13 protein-coding genes are annotated in these 16,789 nt (G+C 74.2%); 7 read left to right on the forward strand and 6 right to left on the reverse strand.

Annotation, left to right across the window (positions count from 1 at the left end; all coding sequences use genetic code 11):
* Nucleotides 1-145: 145 nt before the first annotated feature.
* Complete coding sequence (locus E6U81_RS30770) at nucleotides 146-748, reverse strand: TetR/AcrR family transcriptional regulator (protein WP_136233323.1); 603 nt, start codon at nucleotides 746-748, stop codon at nucleotides 146-148.
* 141 nt (nucleotides 749-889) lie between these two features.
* Between E6U81_RS30770 and E6U81_RS30775 the strand changes: the two genes are divergently transcribed.
* The 3 genes from E6U81_RS30775 to E6U81_RS30785 all read left to right on the forward strand — a co-directional run bounded on the left by E6U81_RS30775 (nucleotide 890) and on the right by E6U81_RS30785 (nucleotide 4,448).
* Complete coding sequence (locus E6U81_RS30775) at nucleotides 890-2,272, forward strand: cytosine permease (protein ID WP_136233303.1); 1,383 nt, start codon at nucleotides 890-892, stop codon at nucleotides 2,270-2,272.
* 32 nt (nucleotides 2,273-2,304) lie between these two features.
* Nucleotides 2,305-3,954: an amidohydrolase gene (locus E6U81_RS30780; protein WP_136233304.1), complete on the forward strand. Its 1,650-nt coding sequence runs from the start codon at nucleotides 2,305-2,307 to the stop codon at nucleotides 3,952-3,954.
* Nucleotides 3,955-4,031: 77 nt separating this feature from the next.
* Entirely contained in the window at nucleotides 4,032-4,448 is a 417-nt protein-coding gene (locus E6U81_RS30785; RefSeq protein WP_136233305.1) for a hypothetical protein, read from the forward strand.
* Nucleotides 4,449-4,460: 12 nt separating this feature from the next.
* On the opposite strand, the gene E6U81_RS30790 is transcribed toward E6U81_RS30785, so the two are convergent.
* Nucleotides 4,461-5,645, reverse strand: coding sequence for an AAA family ATPase (locus tag E6U81_RS30790; RefSeq protein WP_136233306.1), 1,185 nt, complete (start codon nucleotides 5,643-5,645; stop codon nucleotides 4,461-4,463).
* A gap of 775 nt (nucleotides 5,646-6,420) precedes the next feature.
* A complete protein-coding gene (locus E6U81_RS30795; protein WP_136233307.1) occupies nucleotides 6,421-7,449 on the reverse strand; it encodes a DUF3533 domain-containing protein in 1,029 nt (342 codons plus the stop codon).
* A gap of 163 nt (nucleotides 7,450-7,612) precedes the next feature.
* Here E6U81_RS30795 and E6U81_RS30800 point away from each other — a divergent pair, with 163 nt between their 5' ends.
* The 3 genes from E6U81_RS30800 (at nucleotide 7,613) to E6U81_RS30810 (ending at nucleotide 13,184) form a co-directional block, all read left to right on the forward strand.
* Nucleotides 7,613-11,167, forward strand: coding sequence for a DNA polymerase III subunit alpha (locus tag E6U81_RS30800; RefSeq protein WP_136233308.1), 3,555 nt, complete (start codon nucleotides 7,613-7,615; stop codon nucleotides 11,165-11,167).
* A 20-nt stretch (nucleotides 11,168-11,187) separates the two neighbouring features.
* The gene (locus tag E6U81_RS30805; protein WP_240804117.1) at nucleotides 11,188-12,168 is read left to right on the forward strand and encodes a hypothetical protein; all 981 of its coding nucleotides are present in this window, start codon (nucleotides 11,188-11,190) and stop codon (nucleotides 12,166-12,168) included.
* A 155-nt stretch (nucleotides 12,169-12,323) separates the two neighbouring features.
* The gene (locus E6U81_RS30810; RefSeq protein WP_136233310.1) at nucleotides 12,324-13,184 is read left to right on the forward strand and encodes an alpha/beta fold hydrolase; all 861 of its coding nucleotides are present in this window, start codon (nucleotides 12,324-12,326) and stop codon (nucleotides 13,182-13,184) included.
* 46 nt (nucleotides 13,185-13,230) lie between these two features.
* Here the strand turns inward: E6U81_RS30810 and E6U81_RS30815 are convergent, their stop codons facing one another.
* The 3 genes from E6U81_RS30815 to E6U81_RS30825 form a co-directional block, all read right to left on the reverse strand.
* A complete protein-coding gene (locus E6U81_RS30815; protein WP_136233311.1) occupies nucleotides 13,231-14,310 on the reverse strand; it encodes a lytic polysaccharide monooxygenase in 1,080 nt (359 codons plus the stop codon).
* Between the two features lie 229 nt (nucleotides 14,311-14,539).
* Nucleotides 14,540-15,022, reverse strand: coding sequence for a DUF402 domain-containing protein (locus tag E6U81_RS30820; protein ID WP_136233312.1), 483 nt, complete (start codon nucleotides 15,020-15,022; stop codon nucleotides 14,540-14,542).
* Nucleotides 15,019-15,960: a GNAT family N-acetyltransferase gene (locus tag E6U81_RS30825; protein WP_136233313.1), complete on the reverse strand. Its 942-nt coding sequence runs from the start codon at nucleotides 15,958-15,960 to the stop codon at nucleotides 15,019-15,021. Before E6U81_RS30825 ends, E6U81_RS30820 begins: the two co-directional genes overlap by 4 nt.
* Nucleotides 15,961-16,031: 71 nt before the next feature.
* On the opposite strand from E6U81_RS30825, the gene E6U81_RS30830 reads away from it, so the two are divergent.
* Complete coding sequence (locus E6U81_RS30830; protein ID WP_240804114.1) at nucleotides 16,032-16,421, forward strand: GntR family transcriptional regulator; 390 nt, start codon at nucleotides 16,032-16,034, stop codon at nucleotides 16,419-16,421.
* The last annotated feature ends 368 nt before the right edge of the window (nucleotides 16,422-16,789 follow it).

A 16,789-nucleotide genomic window follows, 5' to 3' on the forward strand; every position in this document is an offset into this window, starting at 1 on the left:
GATCGGTGTGGGTCGTCACGGCGATTGTGCTCGCTGGGGGAGGAGTGCGGTAGGGCGCACTTCGGGGGCAATTCCCGTGAAGGCGCCCGCAAGCGCGCGCCGCCGACCAGTGGGGCCCAGGACATCCCCGGGGGTCGCTGTGCCCTCAGAGGTGTTCGACCAGCAGGGCCGTCGCCGAGCGCGCCCGCTCCAGCGCCCGCACCCGGTCCGCGTCGCGCTGGCCCAGCACCACCCGGGTGCTCAGCCCGTCCAGCAGCGCGAGCAGCTCCGAGGCCCGGTCGGCCGTGTCCGTCGGGGCGAACCGGCCCTGCTCCACGCCCTTCGCCAGGAGCGCCCGCAGGTCCTCGTGCCAGCCCGCGTCGATCTCCTCCTGGGCCGCGCGCAGGTCGTCGTTGGACGGCGTACGGGCCCACAGCTCGATCCAGAGGGTCCAGCGCGGGTCGCGCGGGCCGCGCGGCAGGTACAGCTCCAGGAAGAGCTCCAGCTTGCGGGGGGCCGTGACGCGGCGACGCAGCAGGGCCGCGCGCTCCACCGCGAGCTGCTCCTCGCTCCAGCGCAGCGCCTCCAGCAGCAGCCGGTCCTTGCTGCCGAAGTAGTACAGGATGTGGCCGCCGCTGGTGCCGAGCCGGTCGGCGAGCTTGGACATGGTCAGCGCCGCGAGCCCGTCCTCGGCGATCGCCGCCATGGCCTCCTCCAGCATCCGCTCCTGGGCCACCTGCCCGTCGCGTCGCCGTGCCGCTCCTGCCACCGCTGCCACCGCTGCCGCCTCCCGATCTTCGTGGGCCGACCTTATCCCGGACAGGGTCTTGACGGGGGTCCGGTCCACCCTTCATCTTGAATGCCATTCAAGAACTTAGAACGCCATTCAAGATCAAGGGTGCGTGCAGCGATGAGTGACGAGATCTTCAGAGTCGAGACGCGCGGCATCGATCCGATCCCGGACAGCGAGCGGCACGGCAGGGCGCGCGACCTCTTCTGGCTCTGGTTCGGCTCCAACCTGACCTTCACCTACGTGATCAACGGAGCCCTGGCCGTCGCCTTCGGGCTCACCTTCTGGCAGGCCACCGCCGTGGTCGTGGTCAGCGGACTGGCCTTCTTCGCGATCAGTGCCGCCGGACTGTCCGGCATCCGCACCGGCACCGCCACCCTGGTCATCTCCCGCGCCGCCTTCGGCGTCCGCGGCAACCTGCCCGCCGGAGTCCTCAACTGGCTGGTCGGCATCGGCTACACCATCCTCAACACCCTCGTCGGCACCCTGGCCCTCGAGGTCTTCCTCGAAGAGCTGGGCCTCCTGCACGGCACCCCCGCCCGGGCCGCCGCCCTCTTCGTCACCCTCGCGCTGACCTTCGTCGTCGCCATGTGGGGGCACGCCACCGTCCAGTTCGCCGAACGCTGGATGGCCTACGTCCTCGCCGCCGGCTTCGCAGCCCTGCTCGCCTTCCTGCTGCCCGGAGCCGACACCGCCGCCCCCGCGACCGGCGTGCCCGGCGCCTCCGGCTGGAGCCTGGCCTTCGTGATCATGCTGGCCGCCCCCTTCTCGTACCTGCCGATGCCCGCCGACTACACCCGCTACCTGCCCCGCACCACCTCCCTGAAGTCGATCACCTGGTACGGCGCCCTCGGCGGCTTCCTCTCCTCCGTGGCCCTCGGCATCGCGGGCGTCGCCGCGGCCACCCGCACCGACATGACCGACGCCGTCGCCGGCACCGAGAGCCTGCTGCCCGGCTGGTTCCAGCCCGTCTTCCTGGCCCTCGTCCTCGGCGGATCCGTCACCAACTCGATCATCACCCTCTACTCCTCCAGCCTGAACCTCCAGGTCCTCGGCATCCCGTGGAGCCGCTCCCGGGCCATCGTCGTCAGCGCCGCCATCACCGGCCTCGGCTCCCTCGCCGCGCTCTTCCTCACCGACTTCACCAGCGCGCTGACCTCCTTCCTCTCCCTCCTGATCATCGTGTTCGCGCCCTGGGGCGGGGTCTTCCTCGCCGACATGCTGCTGCGCCGCTGCCGCTACGACGGCCACGCCCTGCACACCACCGGCCCCGACGGCGCCTACTGGTACCGCTCCGGCTACCACCCGGCCGGCCTGGCCGCGCTCCTCGCCGGCATCACCTTCGCCGCCCTGACCTGCGACTCCGAGCTGTGGACCGGCCCGCTCGTGGCACCCCTCGGCGGCGCCGACCTCACCCTCCTCGGCGCGGTCGTCTCCGGCCTCGTCTACACGGCGCTGTACCGCAGGACCCCCGCGCCCGCCGCCGTCCCGGCCGCCGCCTGACCCCTCCCACCACCGCAACAGGAGCACCACCCATGAACCACCCCGCCGACCTGCTGCTCACCGGCGCCCGCATCCACACCGTGGACCCGGACCTGCCCGAGGCAGAGGCCCTCGCCGTGCGCGACGGCCGCATCGTGTGGATCGGCCCCGACAACGAGGCCGGGACCTGGGCCGGACCGGACACCGAACGCATCGACGCGGCCGGCCGCCTCGTCCTCCCCGGCTTCATCGACGCGCACAACCACGTCCGCCTCGGCTCCGACGACGCCTGCGTCCAGCTCGCCGGCGTGACGACCCTGGAGGGCATCCACGAGCGGATCCTCGCCTGGCGGGAGGCCAACCCGGACGCCGAGTGGATCGAGGCCGAGGCCTTCGACTACTCCGCGATCCCCGGCGGACGGATGCCGTGCGCCGCCGACCTCGACCCCGTCACCGGGGACACCCCGGCGATCGTGCTCTCGTACGACGTGCACACCGCCTGGCTCAACACGGCCGCCCTGCGCCGCCTCGGCGTCACCCGGAACCGCACGGACCTCCCCTTCGGCACACCCGCCCTGGACCCCGTCACCGGCGAACCCACCGGATTCGTCAAGGACTTCGCCGTCAAGGGCCTCTCCCGCGAAGGCCACCGCGCACTGCGCCACCTCGGCGTGCCGTGGGCCTCGCCGGACCGGCAGTACGGGCGGCTCGCCAAGAGCCTCGACGACGCCATCGGCTACGGCATCACCACCGTCGTGGAACCGCAGAACTCCCTCGACGACCTCGCCCTCTACGAGCGGGCCCGGGCGGAGGGCCGCCTGCGCTCGCGGATCGTCGCCGCCCTCTTCCACCCGCGCGGCACCACGCCGCAGGACCTCGACGACTTCGAGGCGGCCGCCCGTTCCTACGCGGGGGACCGGCTGCGCGTCGGCCCCCTCAAGCTCTACATCGACGACGTCGTGGAGCCGCGCACGGCCGCGCTGCTGGAGCCGTACACCGGATGCGGCGCGCACCGCGGGGAGACCTTCTACCCGGCCGGGGAGTTCGCGGAACTGCTGGCCGGTCTGGACGCGCGCGGCTTCCAGTGCTTCGTGCACGCCACCGGAGACCGGGGCATCCGCACGGTCCTGGACGCCGTCGAGCACGCGCGGGCGGTGAACGGCCCGCGCGACGCCCGCCACCAGGTGGTCCACGTGGAGTGCCTGGACCCGGCTGACGTAGCGCGCTTCGAGGAACTCGGCGTGGTCGCCTGCATGCAGCCGAGGCACTGCGCGCCGGAGATCGCCGGCCCCGGCAAGGACTGGGCGGAGAACGTCGGCGCGGACCGCTGGCACAAGGCCTGGCCCATGCGCAGCCTGCACGAGGCGGGAGCGGTACTGGCGTTCTCCAGCGACTGGAACGTGGCCGAGATGGACCCGATGATCGGCATCTACACGGCCGTGACGCGCCGCCCGCTGTCCGGCGACGGCCCGGCGTGGCAGCCGGCCGAGACGGTGGACGTCACCACCGCCGTGCACGGCTACACGATGGGCTCCGCCCACGCCAACTTCCTGGAACAGGAACGCGGTTCGCTCACCGTGGGCAAGGCGGCGGACTTCGTGGTCCTGTCCCGCGACATCCTCGCCGTCCCGGTGGACGAGATCCCGGGCACGGTGGCCGAAACGGTGGTGGTGGCGGGCGAGATCGTCCACCGGGCGGCCTGACCGCCGACGGCCCCTGTGCCTAAGGTGACCCCGCCGGGGGGCGCCGGTCCCCCGGGGAGGGGCGGGGGAGAACGGACATGATCACGATCGTTGGATTCGCGGTGCTGGTGCTCGTCGCGTTGCTGGCCGGGACCCTGATGCGCCGGACGGTCGCCCGCCGGGCCGCCGGACGCAGTGCGGCGGTCTCCGGCGGGGCCGTCGTGGCCGTGCCCTGCCAGGCACGGTGGCGGCAGGGCGCGCGGCGCCGGTTCTTCGGCTACGGGAAGCTGGGCGCGGGCCCGGACGGCGCCGGCGCGGTGTTCAAGGCCCCGCTGCGCCCGGCGGTCCGGCTGCCCGTGGGCGGCAGGGCGGCCGTCCGCGACAGCTGGCGGCCGGGCATGCGGGTGCTGGAGTACCGGGCCCCGGACGGGCGGCGCATCGACTTTCAGCTCTACGACGCCGAAGCCGAGCGCGCGGCCCGGCTGCTGGGGGTACCGGAGCGCGGGGACTGGTGACCTGGCGGGGGGTCAGCGCTTGGGCCAGTACCAGAGGGGCTCGTCGAGGGGGCCCTCGCGGCCGGCCACCTCGGTCCGGCCGAAATCCTTGACCAGCTCGACCGTACGCAGGTCCACCCGGTGCCGGCGGGTGCCGGCCGCCAGGGCCTCGGCCAGGGGCTCCGCGTGGGTGACGACCACCGTCTGGGTGTCCCGGGCGGCGGTCAGGATCAGGTCCGCGAGCGGGGCCAGCAGGTCCGGGTGGAGGCTGGTCTCCGGCTCGTTGAGGACCATCAGCGCCGGCGGGCGCGGGGTCAGCAGGGCCGCGGTCCACAGCAGGTAGCGCAGGGTCCCGTCGGACAGCTCGGCCGCGCCCAGCGGGCGCAGCAGGCCGTGCTGGTGCAGCTCCAGCGCGAAGCGGCCGTCGCGTTCGGTGACGGAGATCCGGCTGCCGGGGAAGGCCGCCGACACCGCCTCGTCCAGCGCCGCCCCGTCCCCGGTCTCGCGGATCGTCTGGAGCGCGGCCGGCAGGTCGGAGCCGTCGGCGCCGAGCACCGGCGTACGAGTGCCGATCCGCGGGGTGCGGGCCGGGGCGGCCGCGTCGGTGCGGACGTGGTCGTAGAACCGCCAGGACCGCATCAGCTCGCGCAGGGCGAGGAGGTCGGGGGCCAGCTGGGGGTCGGCGAGTTCGCTGAGCATGGAGTCGTAGGGGCGCAGGGCGTTCTGGGTACGGTGCCAGCCGCCGTCCGCGGTGCGGGTCCGTACGGCGGGCCCCGAACGGTCGGACAGGATCGCCGCCGGGCGCAGGACCGGCCCCGACCAGGTGCACTCGCGCTTGATCTCGGGGTCGAGGGAGAAGAGGGAGTTCGCGACCGGCACCGGGTGCCCGAAATCCACCGCGTAGCCGAACTCGTCGCCCGCGAAGCCGAGGCGGAGGCTGACCGGTTCGGTGCGGACCGTGCCCTGGAGCGGCTGGTGCCCCTCTCGGACCGCCCGGCCCAGATTCTCCGGACCTGCCCACAGGGTGGAGGGGAGCCCGCCCTCCCGGGCCAGTGCGGCGATCGCGCCGCCGCGGGCGGAGTCGGCGAGGAGGCGCAGGGAGCGGTAGAGGCTGGACTTGCCCGTGCCGTTGGCTCCGGTCACGACGGTGAGCCGGCCGAGGGGGACGACCAGGCGGCGGAGGGAGCGGTAGTTCTCGACGGCGAGGGTGGTGATCACCCCCCGATCATGCCGTGCCCCTGCGGGGTTGCTCGGCGGACCAGGCCCTTCGGCTCCCGCCGGGGTGGCCGCGTTCCCGCGGGGCGGCTTTGGTGTGGCTGGGCTCCCGCCGGGGTCGGCCGCTTGCCGCGGGGCGGGATGGCGCGGTGCGGCTTTCGCCGGGGTGGCTGGGTTTTCCGCGGGGCGGGATGGAACGGGTGGGGCGGTGCCCCGCCGGAGTGTCTCCTCGGCTCGGCGCGTGCCGCTCGGCTCCCGCCGGGGGTGGCTGGGTTTTCCGCGGGGCGGGATGGGTGGTGTGGGGCGGTGCCCCGCCGGAGTGTCTCCTCGGCGCGGCGCGTGCCGCTCGGCTCCCGCCGGGGGTGGCTGGGTTTTCCGCGGGGCGGGATGGAACGGGTGGGGCGGTGCCCCGCCGGAGTGTCTCCTCGGCTCGGCGCGTGCGGGCTGTCTCGGCCAGGCGGCCCGGCCGCGCGCTCGTCCTGCGGGGACACTCCGCCGTGTCCCCACCCCACGCCAGCGCTTCGGTCTTCCCGGAACCGGGCTCGTACAGCTGGAGCGGGGACGGGGAGGGGTGTCCCCGCAGGACGAGCGCGCAACCACCCCCCACAGAACGAACCCCTCGCACGCGCGAGCCGAGGAGATACCCCTCGGCGGCACCGCGACCGACCCGCACCGAGCCCGGATCCCGCTCGGCTTCCCGCGAGGGCTACGGCACTGCTCCCGGATCCGCCCAGCCCCCGCCAGGGAAACGGCACCGCGAGGCGGATCCCGGCCCCCGTCAGGGGGCAGTCGGCGTTCGGGGGGTTCGGCGGAGGGTTGCGCAGGCCAGGGTGACCGCCGCGCCGACCAGGGCCCAGGCGGAGAGCACCAGCATCGGCCCGCCGGCGCCGTTGCCGTTGAAGTAGGTGATGGAGCGCGCGGCGTACGTACCGGCGCCCGGCGGCAGGGCCGGACCGATCGTGCTCCAGAACGGCGGCAGCAGCGGATACGGGTAGGCACCGCCCGCGCTCGGGTTGCCGAGCACTACGACCAGCAGGATGGCGAGGCCGATGCCGATCACCCCCGCCAGCCCCTGGAAGGCGAGGGTGATCGCGCCGACCGCGAAGACGACCAGGGTGCCCAGCCCCCACAGGCCCCAGATGCTGCCGGGCAGCGCGTCCAGGACCGGGCCGGCGATGACCGCGCCGAGCAGCCCGGCGGCGACGGCGTACACGAGCAGCGCGCCGAGCCGGATGACGGCGCGGTGCGGGTTGGCGGGCCGAGCGCCGGCGCTGATGGCGAGGATCGCGGCGCACAGGTAGCCGCCCACGCACCAGCCGATGACGAGGTAGAAGGAGCTCAGGCCGCGGCTGTCGCCCTTGGCGGCCGGGGCGACGTCGGTGACCCGCACGGTGCGCCCTTGGGCGCGTTCCGCGGCGCCCACGACCTCCTCCAGGGCCTGGGACAGCGAGGCTCCGGCGCCCGAGGCGACCAGCAGCCGGTCGGTCCGGCCGGCCGGGTCGATGATCAGCGCGCCGTCGACGTCCCGGTTCCGTACCTGTGCGAGCGCCGCGGCCTCGCCCTCGACGACACGGGGGTCGAGCGGGTCTCCGGGCAGGGCGCCGAGCTGCTGCGCGGACCGCTCGGCCACCTGCGCGGCGGGCGCGGTCACGGCGATCGGGATCTCGCTGGGCTTCGGATGGTGGAAGGCCCCGATGTACGAGGTGATGAAGGCGAGCTGGAGCACCAGCACCCCCAGGACGAGCAGTGCCGCCCGGGTGGTTACGGCGTCCTTGATCTCGGCGAGGAAACCTTGGGACGGGGTCATGTCTCACACGCTCGGCGTGCGGGGGGCGGGCCGCAGCAGGGGCGGGCCGAACGGATGACCCGCCCCCACTCGGGTGATCGAACAAGTGTTTCGCACGGGTATTCGAATTGCTCTATGGTGGAGAGCGGGGGTGGTGTTCTACGAGCGAAGCAGGAGGCCGCGGGTGCCTGGTTTTACGCATCTGCACACCGTTTCGGGGTTCTCCATGCGCTACGGAGGCTCGCACCCGGAACGGCTGGCGGAGCGTGCCGCCGAGCGGGGCATGGACGCCCTCGCCCTGACCGACCGCGACACCCTGGCGGGCGCGGTCCGGTTCGCGAAGGCGTGTGCCGACGCGGGCATCCGGCCGCTGTTCGGCGCGGACATGGCGGTGTCCCCCGCCGGGTCTCCCGCGGCGGGATCGGCCGGGCCGGGGGGCTCGACCGCGTCCGCCGCGGGCGGTGGCCCGGGCGAGGCCTCGTACCGGCGGCGCACCCCCGTCAAGGGAGGGGCCTTCCTGGACGAGTCCGCCGCCCGGGCCGTCTTCCTGGCCCGGGACGGGGCCGCCGGCTGGGCCGAGCTGTGCCGGATGGTCACCGCCGCCCACGCGACGGCCGCCGAGGTCCCGCTCGTCCCCTGGGACGCCCTGCACGGGGAAGGCGTCTTCGTCCTCCTCGGGCCCGGCTCCGAGGTGGGGCGGGCGCTCGCGGCGGGCCGTCCCGACCGGGCCGCCCGGCTGCTCGCACCCTGGCGGGAGATCTACGGCGACTCCCTGCGCCTGGAGGCCGTCCACCACGGCCGCACCGGTACCGGCCCCGGCTCGCTGCGACTGGCCGCCCGTACCGTCGGCTTCGCCGCCGAGCAGGGCGTCCCGGCCGTGCTCACGAACGCCGTCCGCTACGCCGACCCCGGCCAGGGCCCGGTCGCCGACATCCTCGACGCGGCCCGCCGCCTGGTCCCCATCGACCGCCGCGGCCCCCTCGACACCGGCGAGCGCTGGCTCAAGGCCCCCGCCGCCATGGCCGAGGCCGCCGACCTGGTCGCCCGGGCGGCCGGCCTCGGCCCCGCCGACGCCCGACGCCTGCTCGCGCAGACCCGGCACACCGCCGAGGCCTGCTCCGTGGACCCCGAGGACGATCTCGGCATCGGCTCCGTCCACTTCCCCGAGGCCCGGCTCGTCGGCGCCGCCCACCGCAGCGCCCAGCGGGTCCTCACCTCCCGCGCCTCCGCCGGCATGGTGCTGCGCGGCTACGCGGGCGACCCCGCCTACTGGGAGCGGATGCACCACGAGCTCGACATCATCGCCCACCACGGCTTCGCCTCGTACTTCCTGACGGTCGCCCAGGTGGTGGACGACGTACGGGAGATGGGCATCCGGGTGGCGGCCCGCGGCTCCGGCGCCGGCTCCCTCGTCAACCACCTGCTCGGGATCGCGCACGCCGACCCCGTCGAGCACGGCCTGCTGATGGAGCGCTTCCTGTCCAAGCGCCGGCGCGTCCTGCCCGACATCGACATCGACGTGGAGTCCGCCCGCCGGCTGGAGGTCTACCGGCGGATCATCGACCGGTTCGGCGTCGAGCGCGTCGCCACCGTCTCCATGCCCGAGACCTACCGGGTCCGCCACGCCATCCGCGACGTCGGCGCCGCCCTGTCCATGGACCCGGCCGTCGTCGACCGGCTGGCCAAGGCCTTCCCGCACATCCGGGCCCGCGACGCCCGCGCCGCGCTGGAGGAGCTGCCCGAACTGCGGGAGGTGCGCGGGGAGTCGTACGGGCGGCTGTGGGAGCTCGTCGAATCGCTGGACGCGCTACCGCGCGGGACCGCCATGCACCCGTGCGGGGTGCTGCTCTCCGACGCCTCGCTGCTCGCCCGTACGCCCGTGGTCCCCACCAGCGGCGAGGGCTTCCCCATGTCCCAGTTCGACAAGGACGACGTGGAGGAGCTCGGACTGCTCAAGCTGGACGTGCTGGGCGTGCGGATGCAGTCCGCGATGGCGCACGCGGTCGCGGAGATCCGGCGTGGCACGGGGGAGGAGCTCGACCTGGACGACCCGGCGCAGGTGCCGCCGGGCGACCGGGCCACGTACGAGCTGATCCGTTCGGCCGAGACGCTGGGCTGCTTCCAGATCGAATCGCCGGGCCAGCGGGACCTGGTGGGCAGGCTCCAGCCGGCCACCTTCCACGACCTGGTCGTCGACATCTCCCTCTTCCGGCCGGGTCCGGTGGCCGCCGACATGGTGCGGCCCTTCATCGAGGCCCGGCACGGGCGGGCACCGGTCCGCTTCCCGCACCCCGACCTGGCCGACGCGCTGCGCGAGACGTACGGGGTGGTGGTCTTCCACGAGCAGATCATCGAGATCGTGGACGTCATGACCGGCTGCGGGCGGGACGAGGCGGACCGTGTGCGGCGCGGGCTGTCCGATCCGCCGTCGCAGGCGCGGATCAAGGTCTGGTTCGCGGCGAAGGCGGCCGAGCGGGGCTATCCGGTGGAGGTGATCGCCCGTACCTGGGAGATCGTGGAGGCCTTCGGGTCGTACGGCTTCTGCAAGGCGCACGCGGTGGCCTTCGCCGTGCCCACCTACCAGTCGGCGTGGCTGAAGGCGCACCACCCGGCGGCCTTCTACGCCGGGCTGCTGACCCATGATCCGGGGATGTACCCGAAGCGGCTGCTGCTGGCGGACGCGCGGCGGCGGGGCGTACCGGTGCTGCCGCTGGACGTGAACCGGTCGGCGGCCGCCCACCGTATCGAACTGGTGTCCGACGCGGGTGGTGTGTGGGGGCTGCGGCTCGGGCTCGCCGACGTCCACGGCATCAGCGGGGCCGAAGCGACCCGGATCGAGTCCGGACAGCCCTACGCCTCCCTGCGCGACTTCTGGGACCGGGCGCATCCGGGGCGCCCGGTCGCCGAACGGCTCGCCCAGGTGGGCGCCTTGGACTCGTTCGGCGCCAACCGGCGCGACCTGCTGCTGCACCTGACCGAACTGCACGGCGCACAGCGGGCGGCGGGCGTACGAGGCCCCCAACTCCCCCTGGAGGGAGGCCGGTCCACGGCGTCCGTCGGGCTGCCCGACCTGACCGACGCGGAACGGCTCAGCGCCGAGCTGGGCGTCCTCGGCATGGACGCCTCGCGGCACCTGATGGGCGACCACCACGCCTTCCTGGCCGAACTGGGAGTGATCCCGGCACGCCGACTGCGCGGCACCGAGCACGGGCAGACCGTGCTCGTCGCGGGAGCCAAGGCGGCCACCCAGACCCCGCCGATCCGGTCCGGGAAACGGGTCATCTTCACGACGCTGGACGACGGCACGGGCCTGGTCGACCTGGCCTTCTTCGACGACAGCCACGAGCGGTGCGCGCACACCGTCTTCCACTCCTTCCTGCTGCTGGTGCGCGGTGTCGTGCAGCGCAGGGGCCCGCAGAGCCTGAGCGTGGTCGGGGCGGCGGCATGGAACCTGGCGGAGCTGGTGGAACTGCGGGCGACGGGCGGCCTGGACGCGGTCGCGGCCCGCCTCGCCGAGCCGGCCGGCAACGGCAACGGCAACGGCAACGGCAGCGGTGATGGTGCCGGCGGCGGCTCCGGCGACGCGTCCGGCGGGGAGCCGGCTGCGAAGGGGCCCGGGCGCACCATCCGCATGTCCACGGGGTACGAGATGAACCCCTGGGCCGATCTCCAGCCGCCCGGCACCGGCCCCGCCACCGGCCGCAAGCTGTGGCACTCCAGTCCGGGGAGCGCGGGATGAGCGCCACCGGGAAGGCCGTGATGTGCCTGCGGCTGCACCCCGCCGACGGAGGACCGCTCGGGGCGCGGGAGTACGCCGGGGTGCTCGCGCTGCTCGGCGGGATCACCCCGGCCGTGCAGGCCCTGCCGCCGGACGCCGCCCTCGCCGACGTCCGGGGCGCGCTGCGCCACTTCGGCTGCGACGCCCGCCGGCTGGCCGCCGTGATCCGGGTCCGGGCCCTCGCCCTGTACGGCGTGGACACCGCCGTCGGCGTGGCCGGCAACCCCATGCTGGCCCGGGCGGCGGCCCGCGAGGCCCGGCCCGGCGGGACCCTGGTGCTCCCCGAAGACCCCGCCGCAGTACGGGACTTCCTGGCGGACAAGCCCGTCACCGCACTCGACGGGGTCGGCGCCAAGGCCGCCCGCACCCTGTGTTCCTACGGCCTCGATTCCGTCGGCCGGGTCGCCGCCGCCCCGCCCGCCGCCCTGCGGCGGATCCTCGGCGCCCGGCTCGGCCGCGAGGTGCACGAGCGTGCCCTCGGGATCGACCGGACCCCTGTCCGGCCGGGGGCCGCCGCCCGCACCATCGCCGCCGAGCGGCTCTTCGACCGGGACGAGCTGGATCCCGTACGGCACCGGCGGGCGCTGCTCTCGCTGACGGAGGAGCTCGGCGCGAAGCTTCGTACACAAGAGGGCGGGCGGGTGTGCCGCGTCCTGACCCTCACCGTCCGCTGCGCCGACCGCACCACGCTCACCCGGACCCGCACCCTGGCCGAACCCACCGCGCACTCGGCGGCCCTGACCGCCACGGCCTACGCCCTGTACGACGGCCTCGGCCTGCAGCGGGCCCGGGTCCGCGCACTGTCCCTGCGGGCCGAGGAGCTGATCCCGGCCGAACGGGCCGTGCGGCAGCTCAGTTTCGACCCCGAGGACGAGAAGGCCCGCCGGCTGGAGGCCGTCACTGACCAGGTCCGTTCGCGCTTCGGTCCGCACGCCATCGCCCGTGGCACGCTGGCCGCCTGACGGACGCTCGGACGACACGCGAGTTTTTACCGACGCGTAACTTCCCTGTGTTGCTACTCACACGTAATTTAGCGGCAGCAGCGCCCCTTGTGATCCGGATCACGGGACGAATCCCCCCGCACATCCCCTTGAGTCGACCGCAAGGAGATCACACGATGCTGCCCTGGAGACGCCTGCTCCGCCCGCTGGCCGTCCTCGTCCTCACCGCCGCCGCACTCGTCGCCCCCACCGGCGCAGCGCAGGCCGCATCCGCCCCCAGCAGCGGCTGGAACAACTGGTCCTGCAAGCCGTCCGCCGCCCACCCGCGCCCCGTCGTCCTCGTCCACGGAACCTTCGGCAACTCCTGGGACAACTGGCTCGGCCTCGCCCCGTACCTCGTCCACCGCGGGTACTGCGTCTACTCGCTCGACTACGGCCAGCTGCCCGGCGTGCCCTTCTTCAACGGGCTCGGCCCCATCGACAAGTCCGCCGAACAGCTCGACGTCTTCGTCGACAGGGTGCTCGCCTCGACCGGCGCGTCCAAGACCGACATCATCGGCCACTCCCAGGGCGGCATGATGCCGCGCTACTACCTGAAGTTCCTCGGGGGAGCGGAGAAGGTGAACGCGCTGGTCGGCCTCGCCCCCGACAACCACGGCACCACCCTCCTCGGGTTCACCAAGCTCCTCCCGTACTTCCCCGGGGCCGAGGACCTGATCAGCACCGCGACCCCCGGCCTCGCCGACCAGATCGCCGGCTCCGCCTTCCTGCAGAAGCTCAACGCGGGCGGGGACACCGTGCCCGGGGTGAAGTACACGGTCATCGCCACCAAGTACGACGAGGTGGTGACGCCGTACCGGAGCGGCTTCCTGGAGGGGCCGAACGTACGCAACGTCGTGCTCCAGGACCTGTGCTTCCTGGACCTCTCGGAGCACGTGACCATCGGGCTCACCGACCGGATCGCCTGGCACGAGGCGGTCAACGCCCTCGACCCGGCCAACGCCGAACGGACCACCTGCGCCTCGGTCTTCGACTGACACCGGGCGCGGGCGGTCCGTTCGGGACAACCGGATCGAGCAGGTCCTAGCGGCCGTGGCGGCCCGCCACCGAACGGCGGCGGGCCACTGCGAACAGCACGGCCGCGCCGACGGCCAGGGCGCCGGCCCCGGCGATCGCGATGGAGGGGGTGGCACTGTTGCCGCCGGTCTCCGCGAGGTTGCCGCCCGCCGAGGTGCCCGAGCCCGCCGCGTTCGCGGAGGCGGGTGAGGACTGGGACGGGAGGGGGGCGCCGGCCGCGCCGTTCGTCTTCGGGTCGTTGTCGCCGTGGCCGTTGTGCTCCACCGAGGACTTGCCGGCGCCGTCGGCGATCTGCTGGTCGGTCGGGGCGGAGGGCTTGTCGGACGGCTTCGACCCGTTGCCGCCGCCGTTACCGGACCCGTTGCCGGTGCTGGGTCCGGTGCTCGGCGAGGCCCCCGTACCGCCGTTCGCGCCGTTGCCCCCATTGCCCCCGCTGCCGCCGTTGTCCTTGCCGAAGACCACGTCCGAGCAGGTGTAGAAGGCCTCCGGGCTGTCGGAGCGCTGCCAGATGCTGTAGATCAGGTGACGGCCGGACTTGTTCGGGACGGTCCCGGAGAACACGTAGTCGCCGTTCTGCATGCCCGGGTCGGTGGCCTTCGCGAACGGCGCGGGCTCCAGGTCGGACCACTTCAGCGGCTTCGACGGGTCGTAGCCGTCCTTCGTCACGTACAGCTCGAAGGAACCCTTGTGTGGGGCCGTGCCCTTGTAGCGGAAGGTGTGCGGGCCGGCGGACATCGGGCTCGCCGGCCAGTCGCCGCGGGCCAGGTCCAGGCCCTGGTACTTGTCGTTGCCGGCCGAGCACAGCTGCCCGTTAGGGATCAGCGCCCGGTGGTTCCCGGCGGCGTTGGCGATGTTGACGGCGTTCCAGTCGTAGAACGCCTGGGCCCCGCTCGCGGTGACCGCCGCCTTGCAGGCCGCCGACTTCGGCGACTCCGGGCCCTCCGCGTAGCACGCCGCGACCCGGCTGACCGGGTCCGTCATCGAGCCGTGGGCGGCCGCGGGAACGGCGGCGTACGCGGCCAGCGCGAGCGGCGCGAGACCGGCGGCGATACGGAGAGGCGTCACGGTACGGCGGCGTGCGGGCATGGGTGGATCTCCTTCGGGCAAAGGCGGGGGCGCGCTTGCGGAAGCGGGCTCGGCGGCGCCGCCCCCCGGCGGCGCCACGACCGGCCCTTCCTGTCCTGGCCCCGCCAAGCTAGCCCCCGGACCACGCCTTTTCGCCGTACGGACCCCCCAAGGGAGGATCCTTAGGCTCCGCTTAAGGAGGGGAAAAGAGCGGCATCAGGAACCGCCCCTGCCCGCGGGGAACGGCGCTCTACGGCAGGAGCGCGGCCAGGCCCGACGCGGAACGGGCCTGGTCGTCCAGGGCGTCCAGGGCGCGGACGGCCTGGGCAGCCGCCTCCGGGTCGCTCGTCGTGAGCCCGCTCTCGGCGAACTCGTCCTCGTCCAGCCGCAGTACGGACGTCCCGTCCGCCGAGACCCACAGGTCGAGGTCCAGGTCCTCCACGAGGATCTCCCCGCTCTGGACGTGGACCGGACGCGTCACGTCGCAGTACCAGCCCTTGAGGACGCCGTCGCCCGTGCGCACTTCCTTCACCGCGTACCAGCGGGTCCGCCAGAAGTGCTCGACGAACACGTCGCCCGGCTCGAAGCGGACGAAGCCGAAGTCCCGTACGCCCTCCGCGGCCCACGGGGCCCGTACGGAGATGCGGTCGCCGTCGTCGGCGACCTGCGTCGCCGGGTAGCGGATCTTGGTCCGGCCGGCCTTGGACAGGACGACGGTCAGCTGCTCGGTCACTGTGCCCCCAGCTTCCTCGTGTAGTGCGTCTCGGTCGCGCAGATCTCGTACCCGAACCACCGGTTGATGGCGAGCATCGGGTCGTTGCCGGCGTCGTTGCCGGTGAACGCCTCCGTGTAGCCGGCCGCGCGGGCCCGGTGCAGGGAGGCGTTCTTGGCGAGCTTGGCCAGGCCGCGGCCGCGGAAGGCGCGCAGCGTGCCGGTCATCGCCGAGCCGTAGCGGGTGGCGCCGTCGGTCCGGGCGGCGCTGAAGGCCACGGCCTTCCCGTCGACCAGGGCGACGGTCGTCAGCTCCTTGTCGAGGGAGGGGTTGTGCCAGGTGTGGGTCAGCCAGTCCTCGTAGTCGTCGAGATCGGCCGCCACGTCACCCGGCTCGTCCGCCGTCGTCTCGGCGTCGATCGCGAACAGGGGGCGCGGGTCCGCGGCGAAGGCGGTCGCGGGCAGCAGCTCCACCCCGGCCGGGAACGCGTCCGCCAGCGCGGGCAGCGCGGCCGCGGTCAGGTCCAGGCGCAGGAAGTGCGCCGAGCGCCCCGGCCGGTAGCCGTGCCGCTCGGCGAAGGCGCGGTGCGCGGGCTCGTCGAGGACCCAGGCGTACGAGTCCACCGCGCCCCGCGCGGTGAGGTGCTCCTCGGCGGCGCGCAGCAGGAGCCGGCCGGCGCCGAGGCCGCGGCGGGCCGGGTCGACGTACGCGTTGAGGTACCCCTGGCCGGGGCGCGGGCTGTCATGGGCGATGCCGGCCTGGGCGCTGCCGACGACCTCGCCGTCGGCGGTCTCGGCGACGAGGACGCGGTGGTGTCTGGCGGGGTGGGAGCCGGCGAGTTCGTGGGCCACGTCCCTGGCGCTGGTGATCAGGAACGGCAGGGCCGCACGGCGTACCCGTACCACCGACTCCACGTCACGGAGGTCGTCCGGACGGAGATCGCGGATCAGAACAGTCATGCGGCAGACGCTATGCGCGCCCGCGCGCCCGGCGCCTCCCAATTAACCGCCGATGGTGGACAATCACCCCCGTGAGCTCGACGAACCTGAAGATCACCATCGACGGCTCGGCCGGCTCGGCCGCCCCGTACGAACAGCTGCGCGCGCAGATCGCCGCCCGGGCCCGGTCCGGGAAGCTGCCGGCCGGCTTCAAACTGCCGACCGTACGGGGGCTGGCGGAGGACCTGGGGCTGGCCGCCAACACCGTCGCGAAGGCCTACCGGGCGCTGGAGGCCGACGGGGTGATCGAGACGCGGGGCCGCAACGGGACCTTCGTCGCCGCGGCGGGGGAGGGCGCGGCGCGCGAGGCGGCGTCGGCCGCGCAGGCGTTCGCGGAGCGGGTGCACCGGCTGGGGCTGACGGAGGCGGATGCGGTCTCCGCCGCCACCGAAGCCCTCCGGGCCAGGTACGCCGCGAAGTAACCGCCCCGCCGGCCCCGGCCAGAGGCCCGCCCCGCCGGCCTGCGGCCGGCCCCCCGGTCCGTCCTGTCGGCCCGGACGTCTGCCCGGCGGTCGGCCGTCCGGCTCGGCGGTCTCCGCCGCCACCGAAGCCCTCCGGGTCAGGTACGCCGCGAAGTAACCGCCCCGCCGGGCCCGGCCAGAGGCCCGCCCCGCCGGCCTGCGGCCCGCCCCCCGGTCCGTCCTGTCGGCCCGGACGTCTGCCCGGCGGTCGGCCGTCCGGCTCGGCGGTCTCCGCCGCCACCGAAGCCCTCCGGGTCAGGTACGCCGCGAAGTAACCGCCCCGCCGGGCCCGGCCAGAGGCCCGCCCCGCCGGCCTGCGGCCCGCCCCC

It is taken from the genome of Streptomyces sp. A0592 (genome assembly GCF_004795115.1).
GTDB lineage: Bacteria > Actinomycetota > Actinomycetes > Streptomycetales > Streptomycetaceae > Streptomyces > Streptomyces erythrochromogenes.

Bases quoted from the DNA above. Each gene is read 5' to 3' on its own strand.
- E6U81_RS30775 (WP_136233303.1), top strand. From the start codon at position 890: ATGAGTGACGAGATCTTCAGAGTCGAGACGCGCGGCATCGATCCGATC.
- E6U81_RS30780 (WP_136233304.1), top strand. From the start codon at position 2,305: ATGAACCACCCCGCCGACCTGCTGCTCACCGGCGCCCGCATCCACACC.
- E6U81_RS30785 (WP_136233305.1), top strand. From the start codon at position 4,032: ATGATCACGATCGTTGGATTCGCGGTGCTGGTGCTCGTCGCGTTGCTG.
- E6U81_RS30795 (WP_136233307.1), bottom strand. From the start codon at position 7,449: ATGACCCCGTCCCAAGGTTTCCTCGCCGAGATCAAGGACGCCGTAACC.
- E6U81_RS30805 (WP_240804117.1), top strand. From the start codon at position 11,188: ATGTGCCTGCGGCTGCACCCCGCCGACGGAGGACCGCTCGGGGCGCGG.
- E6U81_RS30810 (WP_136233310.1), top strand. From the start codon at position 12,324: ATGCTGCCCTGGAGACGCCTGCTCCGCCCGCTGGCCGTCCTCGTCCTC.
- E6U81_RS30815 (WP_136233311.1), bottom strand. From the start codon at position 14,310: ATGCCCGCACGCCGCCGTACCGTGACGCCTCTCCGTATCGCCGCCGGT.
- E6U81_RS30825 (WP_136233313.1), bottom strand. From the start codon at position 15,960: ATGACTGTTCTGATCCGCGATCTCCGTCCGGACGACCTCCGTGACGTG.